This is a genomic window from Allosaccharopolyspora coralli, from assembly GCF_009664835.1.
Lineage (GTDB): Bacteria > Actinomycetota > Actinomycetes > Mycobacteriales > Pseudonocardiaceae > Allosaccharopolyspora > Allosaccharopolyspora coralli.
Window position 1 is genome coordinate 3,772,750 of sequence record NZ_CP045929.1, and the last position, 19,045, is coordinate 3,791,794.

Below are 19,045 nucleotides of genomic sequence, written 5' to 3' on the forward strand. Positions count from 1 at the left end.
TGCCACCTCACCGGGTCCGACCGCATGGTGGACGCGCCGTGGCGGCGAAACTCCCCGTGGGCGCACGATGACGTGATGACTGCCGTGCAGCTGCTGGTGCCGATCAAACCACTGTCGCTGGCGAAGTCCCGGCTGACAGGGTTGTCGCTGCGCGGCGGCGCACACGCGGACCTCGTGCTCGCGTGCGCCCGGGACACCGTGGCCGCGGCTCGCGCCGCCGACGGGGTCGCCGACGTGGCCGTGGTGACGACGGACCCGGCGGTGGCGGCGGCGTTCGAAGCCGACGGTGTCCCGGTCGTGCCCGAGTTGTCCCGTCAGGGTCTGAACGCCGCGCTGCTGGACGCCGAAACCGGCTTGCGCGACAGGGCTGAGCGGCTCGGTGCGTTGCAGGCCGACCTGCCCGCTCTGCGCCCGTCCGAGCTCGCGGGTGCACTGCGCCGGGCGGGCGACGACCGCGCGTTCTGCGCCGACCGGCACGGCACAGGCACGACGTTGCTGCTGGCCGCGCCCGGGGAACGCCTCACACCGGCGTTCGGCGCGGGCTCCGCCGGGGCGCACCTCGATTCCGGTGCGAAGCCTCTGGACGGGCCCTGGGAGTCGCTGCGCTGCGACGTCGACACGGCAGTCGACCTCGCCGCCGCCGCCGCACTCGGTCTGGGTCCCCGCACCCGCGCCCTGTACGCGGGCTGAGAAGGCGTTGTGGGTGGAGTTGGGCGGCCGGCTGCGGGATCGTCGACATCAGGTAAGTACCCGCGTCACGTCGACGCTGTCCTCGCCGGCCACGAGGTGAGAACCCGCTTGTGGCCGGTCTGCGTAGGTGACAGAAACCTGACGCCGCCGTGAGCCTGACCGCAGCCCTCCATCCGCGACCACTGCTCCGAGCGGCCGTGTCGTCCGAACCGGTGTGACCTTCGTAGTGGGGTCCCCCATCGGGCGGTCGGTTCGGTGTCAGTGCGGGACAATGACCGTGTGAGCAATGCCGACGACCGCCAGGACCGACACCCGGGCACCGCGAAACGCCGCGGGGCAGCCGCCGAGGGCAAGCACGACCCAGAGCCTCCGGCCCCGGCCGGCGAACCGGACCTACCCGTGCAGGGGGAGCACACCGTGCTCGGTGCCCGGGTGCCCGCTGCCCCACCGGCGGTCACCCGCGCCGCCGCCAGCACCGATCTTCCGGAAGACCGCTACCTCAACCGGGAACTGTCCTGGCTGGACTTCAACGCTCGCGTGCTCGCCGTCGCCGAGGACGACTCACAGCCGCTGCTGGAACGCGCGAAGTTCCTGGCCATCTTCGCCTCGAACCTCGACGAGTTCTACATGGTGCGGGTCGCCGGGCTGAAACGGCGCGACGAAACCGGGTTGTCCGTCCGCAGCGCCGACGGCCTGTCCCCGCACGAACAGCTCACCCACATCGCCGCCCGCAACCAGGATCTGGCGGACAAGCAGTCCCGGATCTTCGTCGACGAGCTGATGCCCGCGTTGCGCGCCGCCGGTATCCACATCCAGCGGTGGGACGACGTCGACGAGGCCGACCAGCGTCAGCTCGCCGGCTACTTCGACGAACAGATCTTCCCGGTGCTCACACCACTCGCGGTCGACCCGGCGCACCCGTTCCCCTACATCTCCGGGCTGTCGCTGAACCTCGCGGTCACCGTCACCGACCCGGACGAGGGGTTGCGGCGCTTCGCCCGCGTGAAGGTCCCGGACAACGTGCCGCGCCTGATCCGGGTCGAGGCGAACCGGGAGAGCACGACGGCGACGTTCCTCCCGCTGGAGGAACTCATCGCCGCGCACCTGGACCGGCTGTTCCCCGGGATGCACGTCAGCGAGCACCACATCTTCCGCGTCACCCGCAACGCCGACCTGGAGGTCGAGGAGGACCGGGACGAGGACCTGCTGCAGGCCATGGAGCGGGAACTCGCCCGCAGGCGCTTCGGCCCGCCGGTGCGCCTCGAAGTGGCGGACACGATGAGCGAGACGATGCTCGAGCTGTTGCTGCGGGAGCTCGACGTCGACCCGCACGACGTCGTCGAGGTGCCCGGCCTGCTCGACCTGTCGTGCCTGTTCCAACTCGAGAAGCTGCAACGGCCGGACCTCAAGTCAGCACCGGTCGTGCCCGCAACGCACCCGGCTTTCGCGGAGGGCCAGACCTCCCGGAGCATCTTCGCCACCCTGCGCGACGAGGACGTGCTGCTGCACCATCCCTACGACGCGTTCTCCACGTCGGTGCAGCGGTTCATCGAGCAGGCCGCCGCCGACCCGAACGTGCTCGCCATCAAGCAGACGCTCTACCGCACCTCGGGCGACTCCCCCATCGTCAACGCGCTCATCGACGCGGCCGAGGCGGGCAAGCAGGTCGTGGCGCTGGTGGAGTTGAAGGCACGGTTCGACGAGCAGGCGAACATCCAGTGGGCGCGCACTCTGGAACAGTCCGGAGTACACGTGGTGTACGGCCTCGTCGGGTTGAAGACGCACTGCAAGACGGCGCTCGTGGTGCGGCAGGAAGGCTCGACGATCCGTCGCTACTGCCACCTCGGTACCGGCAACTACAACCCGAAGACCGCGCGCACCTACGAGGACCTCGGGTTGCTCACCGCCGCACCCGAGGTCGGCGCGGACCTCACCGACCTGTTCAACGTCCTCACCGGATACGCCCGCCACGGGACCTACCGGCGAATCCTGGTGTCCCCCCAGGGCATCCGCAACGGCATCGTGGAACGCATCGAGGCCGAGGCCGCACTCGCCAGGCAAGGACAGCCCTCCGGAGTGCGGATGAAGGTGAACTCGCTCGTGGACGAGCAGATCATCGACACGCTGTACCGTGCCTCCATGAGCGGGGTACCGATCAGCATCGTCGTCCGCGGCATCTGCGCGCTCAAGGCGGGCGTCGAGGGGCTCAGCGAGAACATCGAGGTGCGCTCGATCCTCGGAAGGTTCCTCGAGCACTCCCGGGTCTTCCACTTCGCGGGTCTCGACGAGCACTGGATCGGCAGCGCCGACATGATGCACCGCAACCTCGACCGACGCATCGAGACGCAGGTGCGGGTCACGGACCCGAGACTGACCGCACAGCTCGACGAACTGATGGATTCCGCGATGGACCCGGCGACCCGGTGCTGGGTCCTCGACGCGAAGGGCGACTGGGAGGCGTCGCCGCGGTCGGGGGAGAGTGTCCGCGACCATCAAGTGGAGATGCTGCGCAAGCACGGCGCGAAGGTGAGCTGACGTGAACGACGACACGGTCGACGTGCCGATCCCCGGTGAGCCGCACGAGACGAGCCCCGCGCTGACGAGCCGACGCTCCCCGGACGACGAGTTCGGGCCTGCCGTGCGCGCCGCGGGCGCCGTGCTGTGGCGCGACGGCAAGAACGGCGCCGAGGTCGCCGTCGTGCACCGTCCCCGCTACGACGACTGGTCGTTGCCGAAGGGCAAGCTCGACAAGGGCGAGCTCGCCGCCGAGGCTGCCGTCCGGGAAGTTCGGGAGGAAACGGGCTTCGAGTGCGTGCTGCAGCGCACGTTGCGGCAGGTACGGTATCCGGTTCCAGCGCACTCGGCGCCACAGGGCACCGCCACGAAAGTCGTCGACTATTTCGCCGCACACTCGTGCGGGGGCGAGTTCGTCGCCGGGAACGAGGTCGACGAACTGCGGTGGATTCCGGTCGCGCAGGCACCGGAACTGCTCACCTATCCGCACGACGGCACCGTTGTCGACGCGTTCACCGCGGTGCCCACCGACGTGCACACGCTGCTGCTGGTGCGGCATGCGAAAGCGGGGAAACGCTCCGATTGGCACGACGACGACACGTTGCGCCCGCTCACGGACGCGGGGCGGGCACAACGCGACGTGCTGCATCGGATGCTGCCGTTGTTCGGGCCGCGTCGCGTGCATTCGGCACCACGAACACGGTGTGTCGACACAGTGGCGCCGGTCGCGGCCGACCTGGGCGTCGACGTGGTGGCCGAGCCACTGCTCTCGGAAGAGGGGTACGCCGAGGATCCCGCCGTGGCACTCCGCAGGCTCATCGACCTCGCGCGGCTACCGGGAACCTCGGTGGTCTGCAGCCAGGGCGGGGTGATCCCCGACGTCGTCGAAAGTCTCCTGCTGGCCGAGGGGCACAATCCGGGTGAGGTGCCGAGCAAGAAGGGCAGCGTGTGGACGCTGACCCTGCACGGCGGCAGCGCAACGAACGGCACGGGGCCGGGATTGCGGCTCGTAACGGCAGACTACGTCCCCGAACCCTGACCCCCGGACGGCTCCCCGCGAGGATGAAAGGACATTGAGGAACTGGCACGTGTGTCAGTGAGGCACGCCTCACACGTGACCAACCGCAGTAAAGACGAGACGTTCCCAGCTGCCCGCTGAGAGGCGACCCGTGACCGGGTGACGACGCCCTCGCGGGGCGGGTCGTCACCCGGTCAGGTCGGCCGAGTGCACTCGCGTGCGAGGCGAGCGATCACTTCTTGGTGGTCTTGCGCGTGGTGGTCTTGGCCGCGGGACGCGTCGTCTTCGCGGTCGTCGACTTGGTGGCGGTCTTCGGAGCCGCCTTCGCACCACCGGACTTCGCCGTGCTCGTCGACTTCTTGGCCGTGCTCGCCTTGGCGGTCGTCTTCGGCGCGGCCTTCGTGCTCCGCGACGTGCTGGCCTTCGGCGCGGCCGACTTCGTGCCCGCCTTGGACGTGCTCTTCGCGGTACTGGCCTTCGCCGTGCTCGCCTTCGAGGTGCCGGTCTTCGCCGTGCTCGCCTTCGACGTGCCGGTCTTCGCCGTGCTGCGGGTGGACGCGGTCTTCGTCGCAGCGGTCTTGGCCGTCGAACGCGTGCCCGTGGACTTGGTCGAAGCGGGCTTGGCGGTCGACTTCGCCGAGCTGCGAGTTCCTGCGGCGGCACGGGTCGTGGTCGTCCGCGCACCGGTCTTGGAAGCGCTGGCCCTCGGCAGCTTGCGGGAACCGCCGATGACTTCCTTGAACTGGGTGCCGGGGCGGAATGCGGGAACGTTGGTCTTCTTGACCTTCACCGACTCGCCGGTACGGGGGTTGCGGGCCGTGCGAGCGGCACGGGCACGCTTCTCGAAGACACCGAAGCCGGTGATGTTGACCTTTTCGCCCTTGTTGACATTGCGGACGATGAGGTCCACCACGCCTTCCACCGCTTCGCTCGCGGTCTTCTTGTCGCCGAGGCGTTCCGCGAGGGCCTCGATGAGTTGGGCTTTGTTCACTTCAGTCCCTCCAAGGACAACAACGGCCCCGTTGGGCCGACTCAACGCCACGGTAAAGCCCCGAACAGGCGAACGCCATTCGCCACGCACCTTTTTTTTCGTTGCGGCGCGGGACATTCGGCCCTGTTCGGGGCTCTCCGGAGGGGGTGAAGCAGTTGTTGAATGACCTGAGTCACGAGGTTTTTTCCTTACATGATCGGAAAAAACCCTTGGATCAGGGTTGCGGCTCAGACCCCCTTCGCAGGCAGGGTCGCGGGCTTGAAGCCGGGACGAGATTTTTCGAACTCATCGATGTTCTCGACGTGCCGGAGCGTCAATCCGATGTCGTCGAGCCCCTCCAACAGCCGCCAACGGGTGTACTCGTCGATGTCGAACGGCACCGTCAGGTCCTTGGCGTGAACGGTTCGCTGCTCGAGGTCGACCGTGACGGGAGTGCCCGGTTCGTTCTCCAACAGCTTCCACAGCAACTCCACATCGGACTGCGAGCACTCGGCCGCCAGCAGCCCCTGCTTGCCGGAATTCCCGCGGAAGATGTCGGCGAACCGGGACGAGATGACCACCCGGAAGCCGTAGTCCTTCAACGCCCAGACGGCGTGCTCCCTGGACGAGCCGGTGCCGAAGTCCGGTCCGGCGACCAGAACACTGCCGGTGCGGAACTGGTCCTGGTTGAGCACGAAATCGTCATCCGCGCGCCAGGCCGCGAACAGCGCGTCCTCGAATCCGGTGCGCGAGACGCGCTTGAGGTAGACGGCGGGGATGATCTGATCGGTGTCCACGTTGGATCGGCGCAGCGGAACACCGACTCCGGTGTGCGTGGTGAACGGTTCCATGGTGCGTGACTCCTGGGTTGCGCTGGGAAATCGGGATGCGCGGATCGCGACGGGCTGGTCAGTCGAGGTCCTCGGGCGAGGACAGCGTCCCGCGCACCGCGGTCGCTGCCGCCACCACGGGCGAGACGAGATGGGTACGGCCGCCCTTGCCCTGGCGTCCCTCGAAGTTGCGGTTCGACGTCGAGGCGCTGCGCTCCCCCGGCGAGAGCTTGTCCGGGTTCATCGCCAGGCACATCGAGCAGCCCGCCTGCCGCCATTCGGCGCCCGCGGCGGTGAAAAGCTCACCGAGCCCCTCGGACTCGGCCTGCTCGCGCACCTTCATCGAGCCCGGCACGACGAGCATCCGCACGTCCGCGGCCACCGTGCGCCCCTTCAGAACGTCCGCAGCGGCCCTGAGGTCCTCGATGCGGCCGTTGGTGCAGGAACCGAGGAAAACCGTGTCCACGGCGATCTCACGCAGCGGAGTGCCGCCCGCCAGCCCCATGTAGTCGAGTGCCTTCTCGATGCTGAAGCGCTCGCTCTCGTCGGCGATCTGCTCCGGGTCCGGCACGTTCCCGCCCAGCGGCAGGCCCTGCCCGGGATTCGTGCCCCACGTCACGAAAGGAGTGAGGGTATCGGCGTCGATGGTCACCTCGGCGTCGAACGTGGCGTCGGCGTCGGTGCGCAGACTCTTCCAGTACTCGACGGCTGCGTCCCAGTCGTCGCCTTCGGGCGCGTGCGGCCGGTCCTGCAGGTACTTGAACGTCGTCTCGTCCGGGGCGATCATTCCGGCGCGCGCGCCCGCCTCGATGGACATGTTGCACATCGTCATGCGTGCTTCCATCGACATCTGCTCGACGGCGGTACCGCGGTACTCCAGCACGTAGCCCTGACCGCCGCCGGTGCCGATCCGGGCGATGACCGCGAGAATCACGTCCTTGCTCGTGACGCCGGGACGCAGCGTGCCCTCGATGTTGACGGCCATCGTCTTGAACGGCCGCAGCGGCAGCGTCTGGGTGGCGAGGACGTGCTCGACCTCGGAGGTACCGATCCCGAACGCGAGCGCACCGAAAGCACCGTGCGTCGAGGTGTGACTGTCGCCGCACACGACCGTCGTCCCGGGCTGGGTCAGGCCGAGCTGCGGTCCGACGACATGCACGATGCCCTGCTCGGCGTCACCCATGGAGTGCAGCCGGACGCCGAACTCCGCGCAGTTCTCGCGCAAGGTGTCGACCTGGGTCTTGGAGACCGGGTCCGCGATCGGCAGATCGATTCCGGTGGTCGGGACGTTGTGGTCCTCGGTCGCGAGCGTGAGGTCGGGCCTGCGGACCGGACGGCCCGCCAGCCGCAGCCCCTCGAAGGCCTGCGGGCTGGTGACCTCGTGGACGAGATGGAGGTCGATGTAGAGGAGGTCGGGCTCCTGCCCCTCGCCGCGGCGCACGATGTGCTTGTCCCAGACCTTCTCCGCGAGCGTGCTGGCCATCGCTGTCCTCCTCGTTCCGAGGCCGTGGCGACCGAACGGGTCGCCGGAATGGTGGACTTCCCAGATCTCGGGAAGTTAGTATCGGTACGTGGGACAGCATAGCGGTATCGGAGTGTTGGACAAGGCAGTGGCCGTCTTGCAGGCGGTGGCCTCGGAGCCGTGTGGCCTGGCCGAGCTCTGCAGCAGGACGGGTCTGCCTCGTGCGACGGCACATCGCTTGGCCGTGGGCCTCGAGGTGCACCGCATGCTGCGGCGCGGTTCCGACGGCCGGTGGCGCCCGGGTGCGGCTCTGACCGAGCTGGCCGGCGGCGCGGTGGACCCGTTGCTGGAGGCCGCGGGCACGATTCTTCCCAAGCTGCGGGAGATCACGGGCGAGAGCGTGCAGCTGTACCGCCGCGACGGCGTGCAGCGCTTGTGCGTGGCAGCGGCGGAACCGCCGAGCGGCCTGCGGGACACGGTTCCGGTCGGTAGCTCGCTGCCGATGTCGGCGGGTTCGGGCGCGAAGGTCCTTGCCGCGTGGGTGGATCCGGCGACGCAGCGCACCGTGCTCAAGGACGCCGTCTTCGGCGAGCGCACGTTGATGGAGGTGCGGCGCCGGGGATGGGCGCAGAGCGTCGCGGAACGCGAATCCGGTGTGGCGAGCGTCTCGGCTCCGGTACGGGATTCGGCAGGCAGCGTCGTCGCGGCCATTTCGGTGTCGGGCCCGATCGACCGCATGGGGCGCAGGCCCGGCGCTCGCTGGGCGGCGGACCTCCTCGCCGCCGCCGACGGCATCCAGAACCGGCTCTGATCCGACGTCAAAGGCAGGCGAAGCCCGTCCGGGAGTCCGATCCCGACGCCCGGAACACGAAAACGGGCCCGGTGCGTGCACCGGGCCCGTTCTGGGTAGTCCCGACGGGATTCGAACCCGCGCTACCGCCTTGAGAGGGCGGCGTCCTAGGCCTCTAGACGACGGGACCGCGCTGTGCCGAAAGCGTATCGCACGCCCACAAGCGCACCCCAACCACCCCGAATTCGACAGCGAAGCCCGGGGAATAGCGGCTGGACCACTCAGCCGACCACCGCATCGTGCCCCGGCGACTCGACCGGCACAACGAAAAGGCCCGGTGCACACACCGAAGTGCGTACACCGGGCCCATCTCTGTAGTCCCGACGGGATTCGAACCCGCGCTACCGCCTTGAGAGGGCGGCGTCCTAGGCCACTAGACGACGGGACCGCGCTGAGCGATCAGGGCGCGTGTGATCGCGCTCCGATCTTCTCGCTGGGGTACCAGGACTCGAACCTAGACTAACTGAACCAGAATCAGCCGTGCTGCCGATTACACCATACCCCACCGGCTCGACGGTCAGCCTCGCTGTCCGTCGGTGCTGGAAGAATACTAGACCACGCTGCACCCGCTTTCGGAACGCACCCCCCGGGTTCGTCCTTTTCCGCTGGTGACAGCAGTTTCAGCGGGCCGAGGCAAGAGCGGCCGACCGGGGCGGGTCCGCATGTTCGACGCCGTAGTCGCACACCAGGTGTTCCGGGAGTTCGTCGAGGCCGGCGATGACCGGCACATCCGTCTGTCGCGGCGCGGGGACTCCGGAGCGGTCGAGCCAGACGCCGCGGAGTCCGGCTCGGACGGCGGCGGTGGCGTCGACGTCGAGGCGGTCGCCGACGTGCAGGACCTGATGGGACGGAACGCCGAGTTCGGCACAGGCGATCTCGAAGATGGCGGGATCGGGCTTGGCGACGCCGACCTCGCCGGAGATGATCACGGCGTCGAATACCCCGGACAGTCCCACGCTGGCCATCTTCTTGCGCTGGTACCCGCCGGGCGCGTTCGTGACGGCGGCGAGGCGATAGCCGCTGGCGTGGAGCCATTCGAGGCAGGGCGCGACGTCGTGGAACAGCCGCCAGGCTCGTTGCATGGCGCACATCCGATGATGCTCGCGCCGGGCGACCTCGGCGTCGGTGAGGAGTTCACCGAACTCGGCGAAGAAGGCGCGAGTGCGTTCGTGCAGCATCGTGTCGAAGTCGACGTCGCCGGCGAGATAGCGCGCGTAGTGCTCGTCGGTGGTGCGACGCCACACCGGCCAGGCGGCATCGTGGCCGACGAGCGCGGCGAGTCCGCTGCGCGAGGAAGCCGCGTTGTCGAGCAGCGTGTCGTCGATGTCGAGACACACGGCTGTGACGGGTCCGGGTGGGCGCGTGGCGATGTCGGAGTCCGGGGCGGATATCACTCAGCGAGACTAGGTGTTCACGTGTCGTGCCGACTCGTCCAACGCGGTGAATCCGCCCCGCTCTGACACGGTTTAGAGACACCCTCCCACCCCTGGCGCGAACGGCACCTTCACCCCACCAGACGAGGCGAAAGTGCCGTTCGCCCCATCCGGGCGAGGGCCTCGGCCCCCTACGACGCAGCCTTCGCGGAGCGAAGACGGTGCAGGGTGGCCTCCCGGCCGAGCAGCTCCATCGACTCGTAGAGCGGCGGCGAGACCGTCCGGCCTGTGACGGCGACGCGCACCGGCGCGAACGCCTTGCGCGGCTTGATCCCGAGCCCCTCGACGACGGAGTCCTTGAGGGCACCTTCGATGGCGGCCGAGCTCCATTCGGACAACCCCTCGAGCGCCTCGATCGCCGCGTCGAGGACCGGCTGCGCGTCGTCACCGAGTGCCTTCTCGGCGGAGGCCGCCTCGGGTTCGAAGTCGCTGCCCGCGAACAGGAATCGCATCATGCCGACCGCGTCCGAGAGCACGATGAGTCGTTCCTGGACCAGCGGGGCGGCGGCTTTGACGATGTCGAGCTGCGCGTCGCTGGGGCTCTCGGGCAGGACGCCGCTGGCGACGAGGTAGGGCAGCACGCGGGCGACGAAGTCGTCGGGCGCGAGGGCGCGCAGGTGCGCGGAGTTGATCGCGTCGGCCTTCTTCTGGTCGAACCGCGCGGGATTGCCGCTGACGCGGCCGATGTCGAAGGCGTCGACCATCTCGTCGACGGTGAACACGTCGCGGTCGTCGGCGATCGACCACCCGAGCAATGCGAGGTAGTTGAGCAGTCCCTCGGGCAGAAACCCGCGCTCACGGTGGTGAAACAGGTCGGCCTGCGGATCGCGCTTGGAGAGCTTCTTGTTGCCCTCGCCCATGACGAACGGAAGATGACCGAACGCGGGGGTGAAGTCGGTGACGCCGATGCGCTGCAGCGCTTCGTAGAGCGCGATCTGTCGCGGTGTCGAGGAGAGCAGGTCTTCGCCTCGCAGCACGTGGGTGATTCCCATGAGCGCGTCGTCGGCGGGGTTGGTGAGGGTGTAGAGCGCGTCGCCGTTACCGCGCACCAAGACGGGGTCGGGAACGCTACCCCCCGGGAAGGTGATCTCGCCGCGCACCAGGTCCGTGAAGGTGATGTCGCGTGCCGGCATCGTCAGCCGCAGGACGGCGTTGCGGCCTTCCGCGCGGAAAGCCGCCTTCTGCTCGTCGGTGAGATCGCGGTCGGCGTTGTCGTAGCCGAGTTTGGGGTCGCGGCCTGCCGCCCGGTGGCGGGCTTCGACCTCGTCCGCGGTGGAGAACGATTCGTACAGTTCCCCCGCGTCGAGGAGCCGCTGCGCGAGGTCGCGGTAGATCTCGCGGCGCTCGCTCTGCCGGTAGGGACCGTGATCGCCGCCGACCTCCGGGCCTTCGTCCCAGTCGATGCCGAGCCACCGCAACGCGTCGAGCAGAGCCTGGTAGGACTCCTCGGTGTCGCGGGAGGCGTCGGTGTCCTCGATGCGGAACACGAGCGTGCCGCGATGGTGGCGCGCGAAGGCCCAGTTGAACAGGGCGGTGCGGATCAGCCCGACGTGGGGCGTACCGGTCGGCGAGGGGCAGAACCGGACGCGGACGGGGGCTGGCGGGCTCTGGGGGGTGCTCTCTGGCGTGCTCATGGCGCTTTCAGCTTAGAGGGCGCGCGGATGGATCTGCGGTGGTGGTTCTGTGGGCGGTCTGTGGAGGCGGCGGGCACACCCTCGGCGCGGTGTACTCGCTTCGCGCACCCTCGTATCCAGTGCGACGACGGTGTTGACGGTGGCGTCCGACCGGGAGCACCATCGAGTTATTCAACGCTCGTTGAATAACTCGGGGACGCCACTCTGACGGGGAGCAGCGATGGAACGCACGACCTGTTGCATCATCGGCGGCGGACCGGCGGGCATGGTCCTGGGACTGCTGCTGGCCCGCAGCGGTGTCGAGGTCACCGTGCTGGAGAAGCACGGCGACTTCCTCCGCGACTTCCGAGGCGACACCGTTCACCCGACCACGTTGCGGCTGCTCGACGAACTCGGCCTGACGGAACGGTTCGCCGAACTCCCGCAACGCCGCATCGACCAGGCCCGGCTCCCGCTCGGCGCGGACGGGACGTTCGTGACCCTCGCCGACTTCAGCACCCTGCGCAGCGAGTTCAACTACATCGCGATGGTGCCGCAGTGGGACTTCCTCGACCTGCTCGCCGACTCGGGTAAGCAGGAGCCGACGTTCACGCTGCGGATGAACACCGAAGCCACGTCCCTGATCCGCGAACGCGGGCGGGTACGCGGCGTCCGGTACCGCCAATCCGACGGAACCACCGGCGAACTCCGCGCGACGATCACCGTCGCGTGCGACGGCCGCGGATCGGCGGTGCGCGACATCCCCGAGCTCGACCTGCAGGATTTCCCCACGCCGATGGACGTGCAGTGGTTCAAGATTCCGCGCAAGCCGGACGATCCCGAAGGCGCTGTGGGCAAGATCAGCGCCGGGCGCTTCTCGATCCTCATCGACCGCGGTGACTACTTCCAGTGTGCGTCGATCATCGGCAAGGGAACCGACGCGCGCGAGCGCTCACGCCCCATCGAGAAGTTCAACGACCAGCTGCGCGACTTCGTCCCCTGGCTGTCCGGCCGTCGCGAGCTGGTCCGGGACTGGGACGAGGTGAAGCTGCTGCACGTGAGTCTCGACCGGCTCCGCAAATGGCACGTCCCCGGCCTGCTGTGCCTCGGCGACGCGGCGCACGCCATGTCACCGGTCGGCGGTGTCGGAATCAACCTCGCCGTCCAGGACGCCGTCGCCGCCGCCCGGCATCTCGCCGATCCCCTGCGAGAGAACCGCCTGCGCCGCCACCACGTCGCCGCGGTGCAACGGCGGCGTTGGCCCACCACTGTCCTCATTCAGGGCCTGCAGCGGACCATTCACCGCAACGTCGTCCGGCGTGCGCTCGACGGGACGATCGACTTCGGTGAGGCGGCCAAGATCCCGCTGCCGCTGCGGCTCGCGACCGCGCTTCCGCTGTTCAAACGCGTTCCCGCGTACCTTCTCGCGCACGGCGCCCTGCGCGAGAAGCCACCCCGATCCGCGCTGCGGTAGCTGCGCGGATCGAGGCTGTGTTCAGCCCTGCTGGATCGGGTTGGTGAGCGTGCCGAGCCCGTCGATCGACACCGAGACCTTCTGCCCCGGCTGCATCGGGCCGACGCCTGCGGGAGTGCCCGTGAGGACCACGTCCCCGGGCAACAGGGTCATGATCCGCGAGACCCACGACACCAGCGCACCGACGTCGTGGATGAGCAGGGACGTGCGGGAGTCCTGTTTGACCTCGCCGTCGAGTTCGGTGCGGATCGAGAGGTCGGCCGGGTCGAGTTCGGTGTCGATCCACGGCCCGAGCGGGCAGAACGTGTCGTAGCCCTTGGCACGAGTCCACTGCCCATCGGCCTTCTGCTGATCACGAGCGGTGACGTCGTTGGCGACCGTGTAGCCGAGCAGGACCTCGGTGCCACGTGCCTCGGGCACGTCCTTGCACGGCTGGCCGATCACGGCGGCGAGCTCGCCCTCGAAGTCGACGCGTTCCGAGTTGGCGGGCAGTTTGACCGGATTGCTGGGGCCGGTGACCGAGGTCGACGGCTTCATGAAGATCAGCGGCGTCTCCGGCGCCGCGGACCCCATCTCCTCGGCGTGCTCGGCATAGTTCTTGCCGACACAGAGGACCTTGCTCGGCAGGATCGGCGCGAGCAGCCGCACGTCGGCCATCGGCCACTTGCGCCCGGTGTAGGTCGGCTCGCCGAACGGATGCTGGTCGATCTCGATGGCGAGGACCTTGTCGCGCGGCGCGGACGGGTCCGGTTCGAGCGCGACGAAGGACACCCCGTCCGCGTGGGCAACACGAGCCAATCGCACAACAACCTCCGAAACGACGACGAACCGCTCCAGCGTATCCCGCCCCCGAGCGACGCACCCGAGGCGCCAGGAGCGCGATTCTACGAAGCGGCAACCACGACGCTTTCCCGCCTCCGCATCGCTTTGAAGGCGAGGGCGTCGCGAAGTGCGAGCCAGCTCGCCTCCACGATGGACCCGTGGACACCGACGGTGGTCCACTCCTGTTCGTCGTCCCTGGAGTCGACGAGAACCCGGGTGACCGCGTCGGTGCCGGAGGCGTCGGTGAGGATGCGGACCTTGTAGTCGGCGAGTTCGACCTCGTCCAGCCACGGCAGGTGCGGCACGAGTGCTTGGCGCAGCGCGGCGTCGAGTGCGTTGACCGGGCCGTTGCCCTCGGCGGTCGCGATGACGCGATGGCCGTTGACGTGCACCTTCACGGTGGCTTCAGAAACGACCTCGCCGTCAGGACGGCGGTCGAGGACGACCCGATGGGACTCCAGCTCGAAGGGCGCACCGGCCACATCGGACGGTTCTCCCTTCGCGGCCGCCATTTCTCTGCGCAGCAGGAGTTCGAGGGAGCCGTCGGCCGCTTCGAAGGACCAGCCGCGGGATTCGAGCTCCTTGACCCGCCGGACGGCACCGGTGACGGCCTCCGGGCTGTCGCTGAGGTCGAGGCCGAGTTCAGCGCCCTTGAGTTCGAGGCTGGCGCGACCGGCCATTTCGGTGACCAGCACGCGCATGCTGTTGCCGACACGAGCCGGGTCGATGTGGTTGTAGAGCTCGGGGTCGACCTTGATCGCGCTGGCGTGCAGTCCGGCCTTGTGCGCGAACGTGGAGGCCCCGACGTAGGCCTGGTGGGTGTCCGGGGCGAGGTTGGCGATCTCGGCGAGGGCGTGCGAGACGTGCGTGAGTTCGGTGAGTTTGCCCTCGGGCAGCACGGGCATGTCGAGTCGGGTGGCGAGATTGCCGACGACGGCGAACAAGTCGGCGTTGCCAGCACGTTCTCCGTAGCCGTTGGCCGTGCACTGCACGTGGGTGGCGCCTGCTTGCGCGGCGGCGACGGTGTTCGCGACGGCGCAGGAAGTGTCGTCCTGGCAGTGGATTCCGACGCGGTAGCCGGTGCGCGCGACGACTTCGGTGACGGTTTCGGCCAATTGCGTGGGCAATTGCCCGCCGTTGGTGTCACAGAGGACCGAGACGTCGGCTCCCGCGTCCATTGCGGACTCGAGAACACGCAGCGAGGTGTCGGGATCGTATGCGAATCCGTCGAAGAAGTGCTCGGCGTCGAGGAAGACACGACGTCCTTCACCCACCAGGAAGCGCACGGTGTCCGCGATCATCGCGCAGTTCTCGGCGACGTCGGTGCGGAGCGCGCGTTCGATGTGGCGGCGGTCCGACTTCGCCACGAGGGTGACGACGGGCGCTCGGGAGTCGAGCAGGGCCCGCACTTGTTCGTCGTCGGCGGCGGTGCCGCCTGCGCGGCGGGTGGAGCCGAACGCGACGAGCGCCGCGTGCCGCAGCTCGAGTTCTCCGGCGGCGGCACGGTGGAAGAACTCGGTGTCCTTGGGCAGAGCGCCGGGCCAGCCACCCTCGATGAATCCGACGCCGAGGGAATCCAGCAGCCGCGCGACGGCGAGCTTGTCCGTCACGGAGTAACTGATGCCTTCACGCTGGGCACCGTCGCGCAGCGTCGTGTCGTAAACGTGGAAGGCGTCGCCGAGAGGTGTTCCTGCCGGGCTGGTGCGGCTCACTGGAGTCTCCCTGTCGTCGTCGTTCGTAGCGCTGTCGTGCGTCGGTCGTGGCGGGTCGGCGGTGACCGGTGGCCGAACACAAAAAAGACCCCTCGCGGATGCGAGAGGTCTGCGCGCCTGGGTGGGTCGTGCTCGTCACCCGGCGCGCTCGTCGATAATGATCGCGTTGTGCTGGACCATGCTCGGATCCTCCCACACACACCACCCAGATCACCACCTGGGCGCGTCTTCCCACAGGATGAGACCAGCAGAGGGAGCGAACGGCACTTTCGCCCCACCACACGAGGCGAAAGTGCCGCTCGCCTACCAAACCCCATTGGGGCGAACGGCACTCTCGCCCCACAAGACGAGGCGAAAGTGCCGCTCGCCCCAACCGGCACCGCCGCGGGTTCTCACGGGCTTTCTCGCGAGGACAGCCCGTTCACCGCGTCTACCGGCTATGAGCTGTCGACGCCCCGTACGCAGCACGACCACCGGCGGGTCCTCAGCGCCCTCCTCGCGAGGACAGCGGTTTCGCTGCGTAGGTCGCTACTCGAGAAACCGATCCCGCAGCGAGGAGGGCGCTGAGGTTCCGCTACCCGACCCACCAAGCAAAACCCTCTGACAGGAGCTCTACGCCTGGGCGACCTCGCGGGAGGAGACCAGTGCGGCCAGCCGGTCCCCCACAGCCGTCGTGGCCCCGGGGGCGGAGTGGTCCCGGGTGGCGAGGTCGAAGGCGACCGAGGCTTCGATGCGCCGGGAGGCTTCGTGCTCGCCGAGGTGGTCGAGCAGCAGCGCGACGGACAGCACCGCGGCCGTGGGGTCGGCGGCCCCTTGCCCTGCGATGTCGGGGGCGCTGCCGTGCACCGGTTCGAACATGCTCGGGTTGCGGCGGGTCGCGTCGATGTTGCCGCTGGCGGCGAGCCCGATGCCTCCGGTGATCGCCCCGGCGAGGTCGGTGACGATGTCGCCGAACAGGTTGTCGGTGACGATGACGTCGAACCGGCCGGGGTCGGTGACGAGGTGGATCGTCGTGGCGTCGATGTGCTGGTACGCCACGGTGACGTCGGGGTGTTGCAGCGACACTTCCTCGACGATGCGCGACCACAGCGAACCGGCGTGGGTGAGCACGTTCGTCTTGTGCACCAGGGTGAGGTGCTTGCGGGGCCGGCTCTCCGCACGGGCGAAGGCGTCCTTGACGACTCGTTCGACACCGAAGGCGGTGTTGAGGCTCACCTCGGTGGCGATCTCGTGGGCGGTGTCCTTGCGCAGGATTCCGCCGTTGCCGACGTAGGGGCCTTCGGTGCCTTCGCGGACGACGACCATGTCGACCTCACCAGGCTCGCTGATCGGGCTGGTGACGCCCGGGTACAGCTGCGCGGGGCGCAGGTTGACGTGGTGGTCGAGTTCGAACCGCAGACGCAGCAGCAGTCCGCGTTCGAGGATGCCGCTGGGGACCGTGGGGTCACCGACAGCGCCGAGCAGGATCCCGTCGTGCTGACGGAGTTCACTGAGAACGGATTCGGGCAGCAGTTCGCCGGTGGCGTGCCATCGGGAAGCGCCCAGGTCGTACCGGGTGATCTCGGCGTCGGGGGAGACTTCGCCGAGCACCTTGAGTGCCTCCGCGACGACCTCCGGGCCGATTCCATCACCTGGGATCACAGCGAGCCGCATGCACATACCTCCCGAGCACCTCCCCGAACGGACGGGGGGCGTTGACCAATTGAGCCGAAGGTTACCGGCAACGCTCGGTGAACAGGCACGCCGGACCCACCAACCGGTTGATCTTTCCCGCCTGGCGGGACGCCCAAACGGGTGACGGGGTCATCGCCGCGGACGGCTGGGACCGTCGTGCTCAGCTCCGGCACGCTTCCGGTCCACAGAGTGAACGGCGCCCCGGCCAGGACGCCGTTCACCCGACGGTGCGAAGAGTCAGCCGAAGTCGACGTTGCGCACGATGCGGGCGCCGACCGCGGCACCGATCGGTTCGAGCACGCCCCCGTCGACCGGACGGTCGACGCGCAGCAGCATCGTCGCGTCCTCGCCACCGGTGGTCTGGCTCAGCTGCGCGGCCTCGATGTTCACGCCCACCTCGCCGAGCAGGGTGCCGACCTTGCCCATCACACCGGGACGGTCCGGATACTCGAACACGAGCATGCTGCCCTCGGCACGGATGTCGAAATGGCGCCCGTTGATCTCGATCAGCTTCTCGACCTCGGTCGGCCCGGACACGGTGCCGGAGACGACTCCGGAGCGACCGTCCGGCAGCGACGCGCGCACCGAGACGACGCTGCGGTGGTTCGGGCTCTCCGAGGTGCGCTTGACGTCCACGGACACGCCGAGGTCGTCCGCGAGCTGCGGCGCGTTGACGAACGTGACCTGGCTGTCGACCGCGCCGGAGAACAGGCCGCGCATCGCCGCGAGCGGCAGCACGGCGACGTCCTCGTCGGCGAGTTCACCGCGGGCCTCGACGCTCACCGAGGTGGGCGTGGACCCGAGCAGCGCGGCGAGCATGGACCCGAGCTTCTGCGTCAGCGGGAGGAACGGGCGCACTTCCTCGCCGACCGCGCCACCCTGCACGTTCACGGCGTCCGGCACGAAGTCGCCGCGCAGAGCCAGCAGGACGGAGTCGGCGACGTCGGTGCCCGCCCGATCCTGAGCCTCAACGGTGGACGCACCGAGGTGCGGCGTGGCGGTCACGTTCTCCAGCTCGAACAGCGGGCTGTCGGTGGTCGGCTCGGTGCTGTAGACGTCGATGCCCGCTCCGCCGAGGTGGCCGCTGCGCAGTGCGTCGGCGAGAGCTTCCTCGTCGATCAGGCCGCCGCGTGCGGCGTTGATGACGATGGCGCCCTGCTTGACCTTCTTGAGCTGCTCGGCGCCGATGAGGCCGAGCGTCTCGGCGGTCTTGGGCAGGTGGATCGACATCATGTCCGCCCGCTCGAGGAGCTCGTCGAGGCTGACGAGCTCGATGCCGAGCTGGGCGGCCCTACCTGCGGAGACGTAGGGGTCGTAGGCGATGAGATTGGCCCCGAAGGCCTCGACGCGCGCGGCGAAGAGCTGGCCGATCTTGCCGAGGCCGATGACGCCGACGGTCTTGCCGTTGATCTCGACGCCGCCGTAGGCGCTGCGCTTCCACTCGCCCTGCCGCAGGCTCGCGTCGGCGGGAGCGACATTGCGGGCGACGGCCATCAGCAGCGCCATCGCGTGTTCGGCGGCGGAGACGATGTTCGACGTCGGGGCGTTGACGACCATCACGCCGCGTTCGGTGGCCGCGGGCACCTCGACGTTGTCGAGGCCGACACCGGCGCGGGCGACGACCTTGAGCCGGGTGGTCGCTGCGAGTACTTCCGCGTCGACCTTGGTGGCTGACCGCACGAGCAGCGCGTCGGCGTCGGCGACGGCGTCGAGCAGCGCGGGGCGGTCGGTACCGTCGACGTGGCGGATCTCGACCTCGTCCCCGAGGGCGTCCAGCACGGACGACGCCAGCTTCTCGGCGATCAGGACGACGGGACGGCTTGCGTTGGTCACGGGCGCGCTCCAAGTAGAGACATCACTGTCGAAGCTGGGCACGACTCTGTGCCCGGACTGCAGGGAGTTTAGCGCCGGTCCATCTCCCGTTCGGGTGGGGTGTTGCCCGTATCACCGCTCACGACTCGGCCACCTCCGGCCGGTTAGCCG

General features: G+C 68.8%; 14 protein-coding genes and 3 tRNA genes. 5 read left to right on the forward strand and 12 right to left on the reverse strand.

All coding sequences use genetic code 11. The features are described from left to right. Positions 1–75: 75 nt before the first annotated feature. From cofC to GIY23_RS17580, 3 genes are all read left to right on the forward strand, one after another. A complete protein-coding gene (gene cofC, locus GIY23_RS17570) occupies positions 76–690 on the forward strand; it encodes a 2-phospho-L-lactate guanylyltransferase (protein WP_154077667.1) in 615 nt (204 codons plus the stop codon). A gap of 279 nt (positions 691–969) precedes the next feature. Next, entirely contained in the window at positions 970–3,225 is a 2,256-nt protein-coding gene (locus tag GIY23_RS17575) for an RNA degradosome polyphosphate kinase (RefSeq protein ID WP_228717360.1), read from the forward strand. 61 nt (positions 3,226–3,286) lie between these two features. Then, entirely contained in the window at positions 3,287–4,243 is a 957-nt protein-coding gene (locus GIY23_RS17580; RefSeq protein ID WP_154078939.1) for an NUDIX hydrolase, read from the forward strand. Between the two features lie 211 nt (positions 4,244–4,454). Here the strand turns inward: GIY23_RS17580 and GIY23_RS17585 are convergent, their stop codons facing one another. The 3 genes from GIY23_RS17585 to leuC form a co-directional block, all read right to left on the reverse strand. Then, positions 4,455–5,213 carry an HU family DNA-binding protein gene (locus GIY23_RS17585; protein ID WP_154077668.1) on the reverse strand — a complete coding sequence of 253 codons (759 nt, stop codon included), beginning with the start codon at positions 5,211–5,213 and terminating at the stop codon, positions 4,455–4,457. A 227-nt stretch (positions 5,214–5,440) separates the two neighbouring features. Continuing rightward, positions 5,441–6,043 carry a 3-isopropylmalate dehydratase small subunit gene (gene leuD, locus GIY23_RS17590; RefSeq protein ID WP_154077669.1) on the reverse strand — a complete coding sequence of 201 codons (603 nt, stop codon included), beginning with the start codon at positions 6,041–6,043 and terminating at the stop codon, positions 5,441–5,443. Between the two features lie 58 nt (positions 6,044–6,101). Beyond that, positions 6,102–7,505, reverse strand: a complete 1,404-nt coding sequence (leuC, locus tag GIY23_RS17595; RefSeq protein ID WP_154077670.1) for a 3-isopropylmalate dehydratase large subunit — start codon at positions 7,503–7,505, stop codon at positions 6,102–6,104. A gap of 88 nt (positions 7,506–7,593) precedes the next feature. Here leuC and GIY23_RS17600 point away from each other — a divergent pair, with 88 nt between their 5' ends. Continuing rightward, on the forward strand, positions 7,594–8,295 hold the full coding sequence (locus GIY23_RS17600; protein WP_187351925.1) for an IclR family transcriptional regulator: 702 nt from the start codon (positions 7,594–7,596) through the stop codon (positions 8,293–8,295). A gap of 96 nt (positions 8,296–8,391) precedes the next feature. Here GIY23_RS17600 and GIY23_RS17605 read toward each other — a convergent pair. The 5 genes from GIY23_RS17605 to gltX form a co-directional block, all read right to left on the reverse strand. Continuing rightward, a tRNA-Glu gene (locus GIY23_RS17605) sits at positions 8,392–8,464 on the reverse strand. Between the two features lie 185 nt (positions 8,465–8,649). After that, a tRNA-Glu gene (locus GIY23_RS17610) sits at positions 8,650–8,722 on the reverse strand. A gap of 45 nt (positions 8,723–8,767) precedes the next feature. Beyond that, positions 8,768–8,839 (reverse strand) — tRNA-Gln (locus GIY23_RS17615). 115 nt (positions 8,840–8,954) lie between these two features. After that, complete coding sequence (locus GIY23_RS17620) at positions 8,955–9,728, reverse strand: HAD family hydrolase (RefSeq protein WP_228717365.1); 774 nt, start codon at positions 9,726–9,728, stop codon at positions 8,955–8,957. A 170-nt stretch (positions 9,729–9,898) separates the two neighbouring features. Then, the gene (gene gltX / locus GIY23_RS17625; RefSeq protein ID WP_154077671.1) at positions 9,899–11,401 is read right to left on the reverse strand and encodes a glutamate--tRNA ligase; all 1,503 of its coding nucleotides are present in this window, start codon (positions 11,399–11,401) and stop codon (positions 9,899–9,901) included. A gap of 220 nt (positions 11,402–11,621) precedes the next feature. Here gltX and GIY23_RS17630 point away from each other — a divergent pair, with 220 nt between their 5' ends. Next, a complete protein-coding gene (locus tag GIY23_RS17630; RefSeq protein ID WP_154077672.1) occupies positions 11,622–12,854 on the forward strand; it encodes an FAD-dependent oxidoreductase in 1,233 nt (410 codons plus the stop codon). A gap of 21 nt (positions 12,855–12,875) precedes the next feature. Here GIY23_RS17630 and GIY23_RS17635 read toward each other — a convergent pair whose 3' ends face one another. The 4 genes from GIY23_RS17635 to serA all read right to left on the reverse strand — a co-directional run bounded on the left by GIY23_RS17635 (position 12,876) and on the right by serA (position 18,895). Next, on the reverse strand, positions 12,876–13,658 hold the full coding sequence (locus tag GIY23_RS17635; protein WP_154077673.1) for a fumarylacetoacetate hydrolase family protein: 783 nt from the start codon (positions 13,656–13,658) through the stop codon (positions 12,876–12,878). A gap of 80 nt (positions 13,659–13,738) precedes the next feature. Beyond that, positions 13,739–15,388 (reverse strand): citramalate synthase, encoded by a 1,650-nt coding sequence (gene cimA, locus GIY23_RS17640; protein ID WP_154077674.1) that lies wholly within the window; start codon positions 15,386–15,388, stop codon positions 13,739–13,741. Between the two features lie 612 nt (positions 15,389–16,000). Beyond that, the gene (locus GIY23_RS17645) at positions 16,001–17,041 is read right to left on the reverse strand and encodes a 3-isopropylmalate dehydrogenase (protein ID WP_154077675.1); all 1,041 of its coding nucleotides are present in this window, start codon (positions 17,039–17,041) and stop codon (positions 16,001–16,003) included. 258 nt (positions 17,042–17,299) lie between these two features. Continuing rightward, entirely contained in the window at positions 17,300–18,895 is a 1,596-nt protein-coding gene (gene serA / locus GIY23_RS17650) for a phosphoglycerate dehydrogenase (RefSeq protein WP_154077676.1), read from the reverse strand. Between the last annotated feature and the right edge of the window lie 150 nt (positions 18,896–19,045).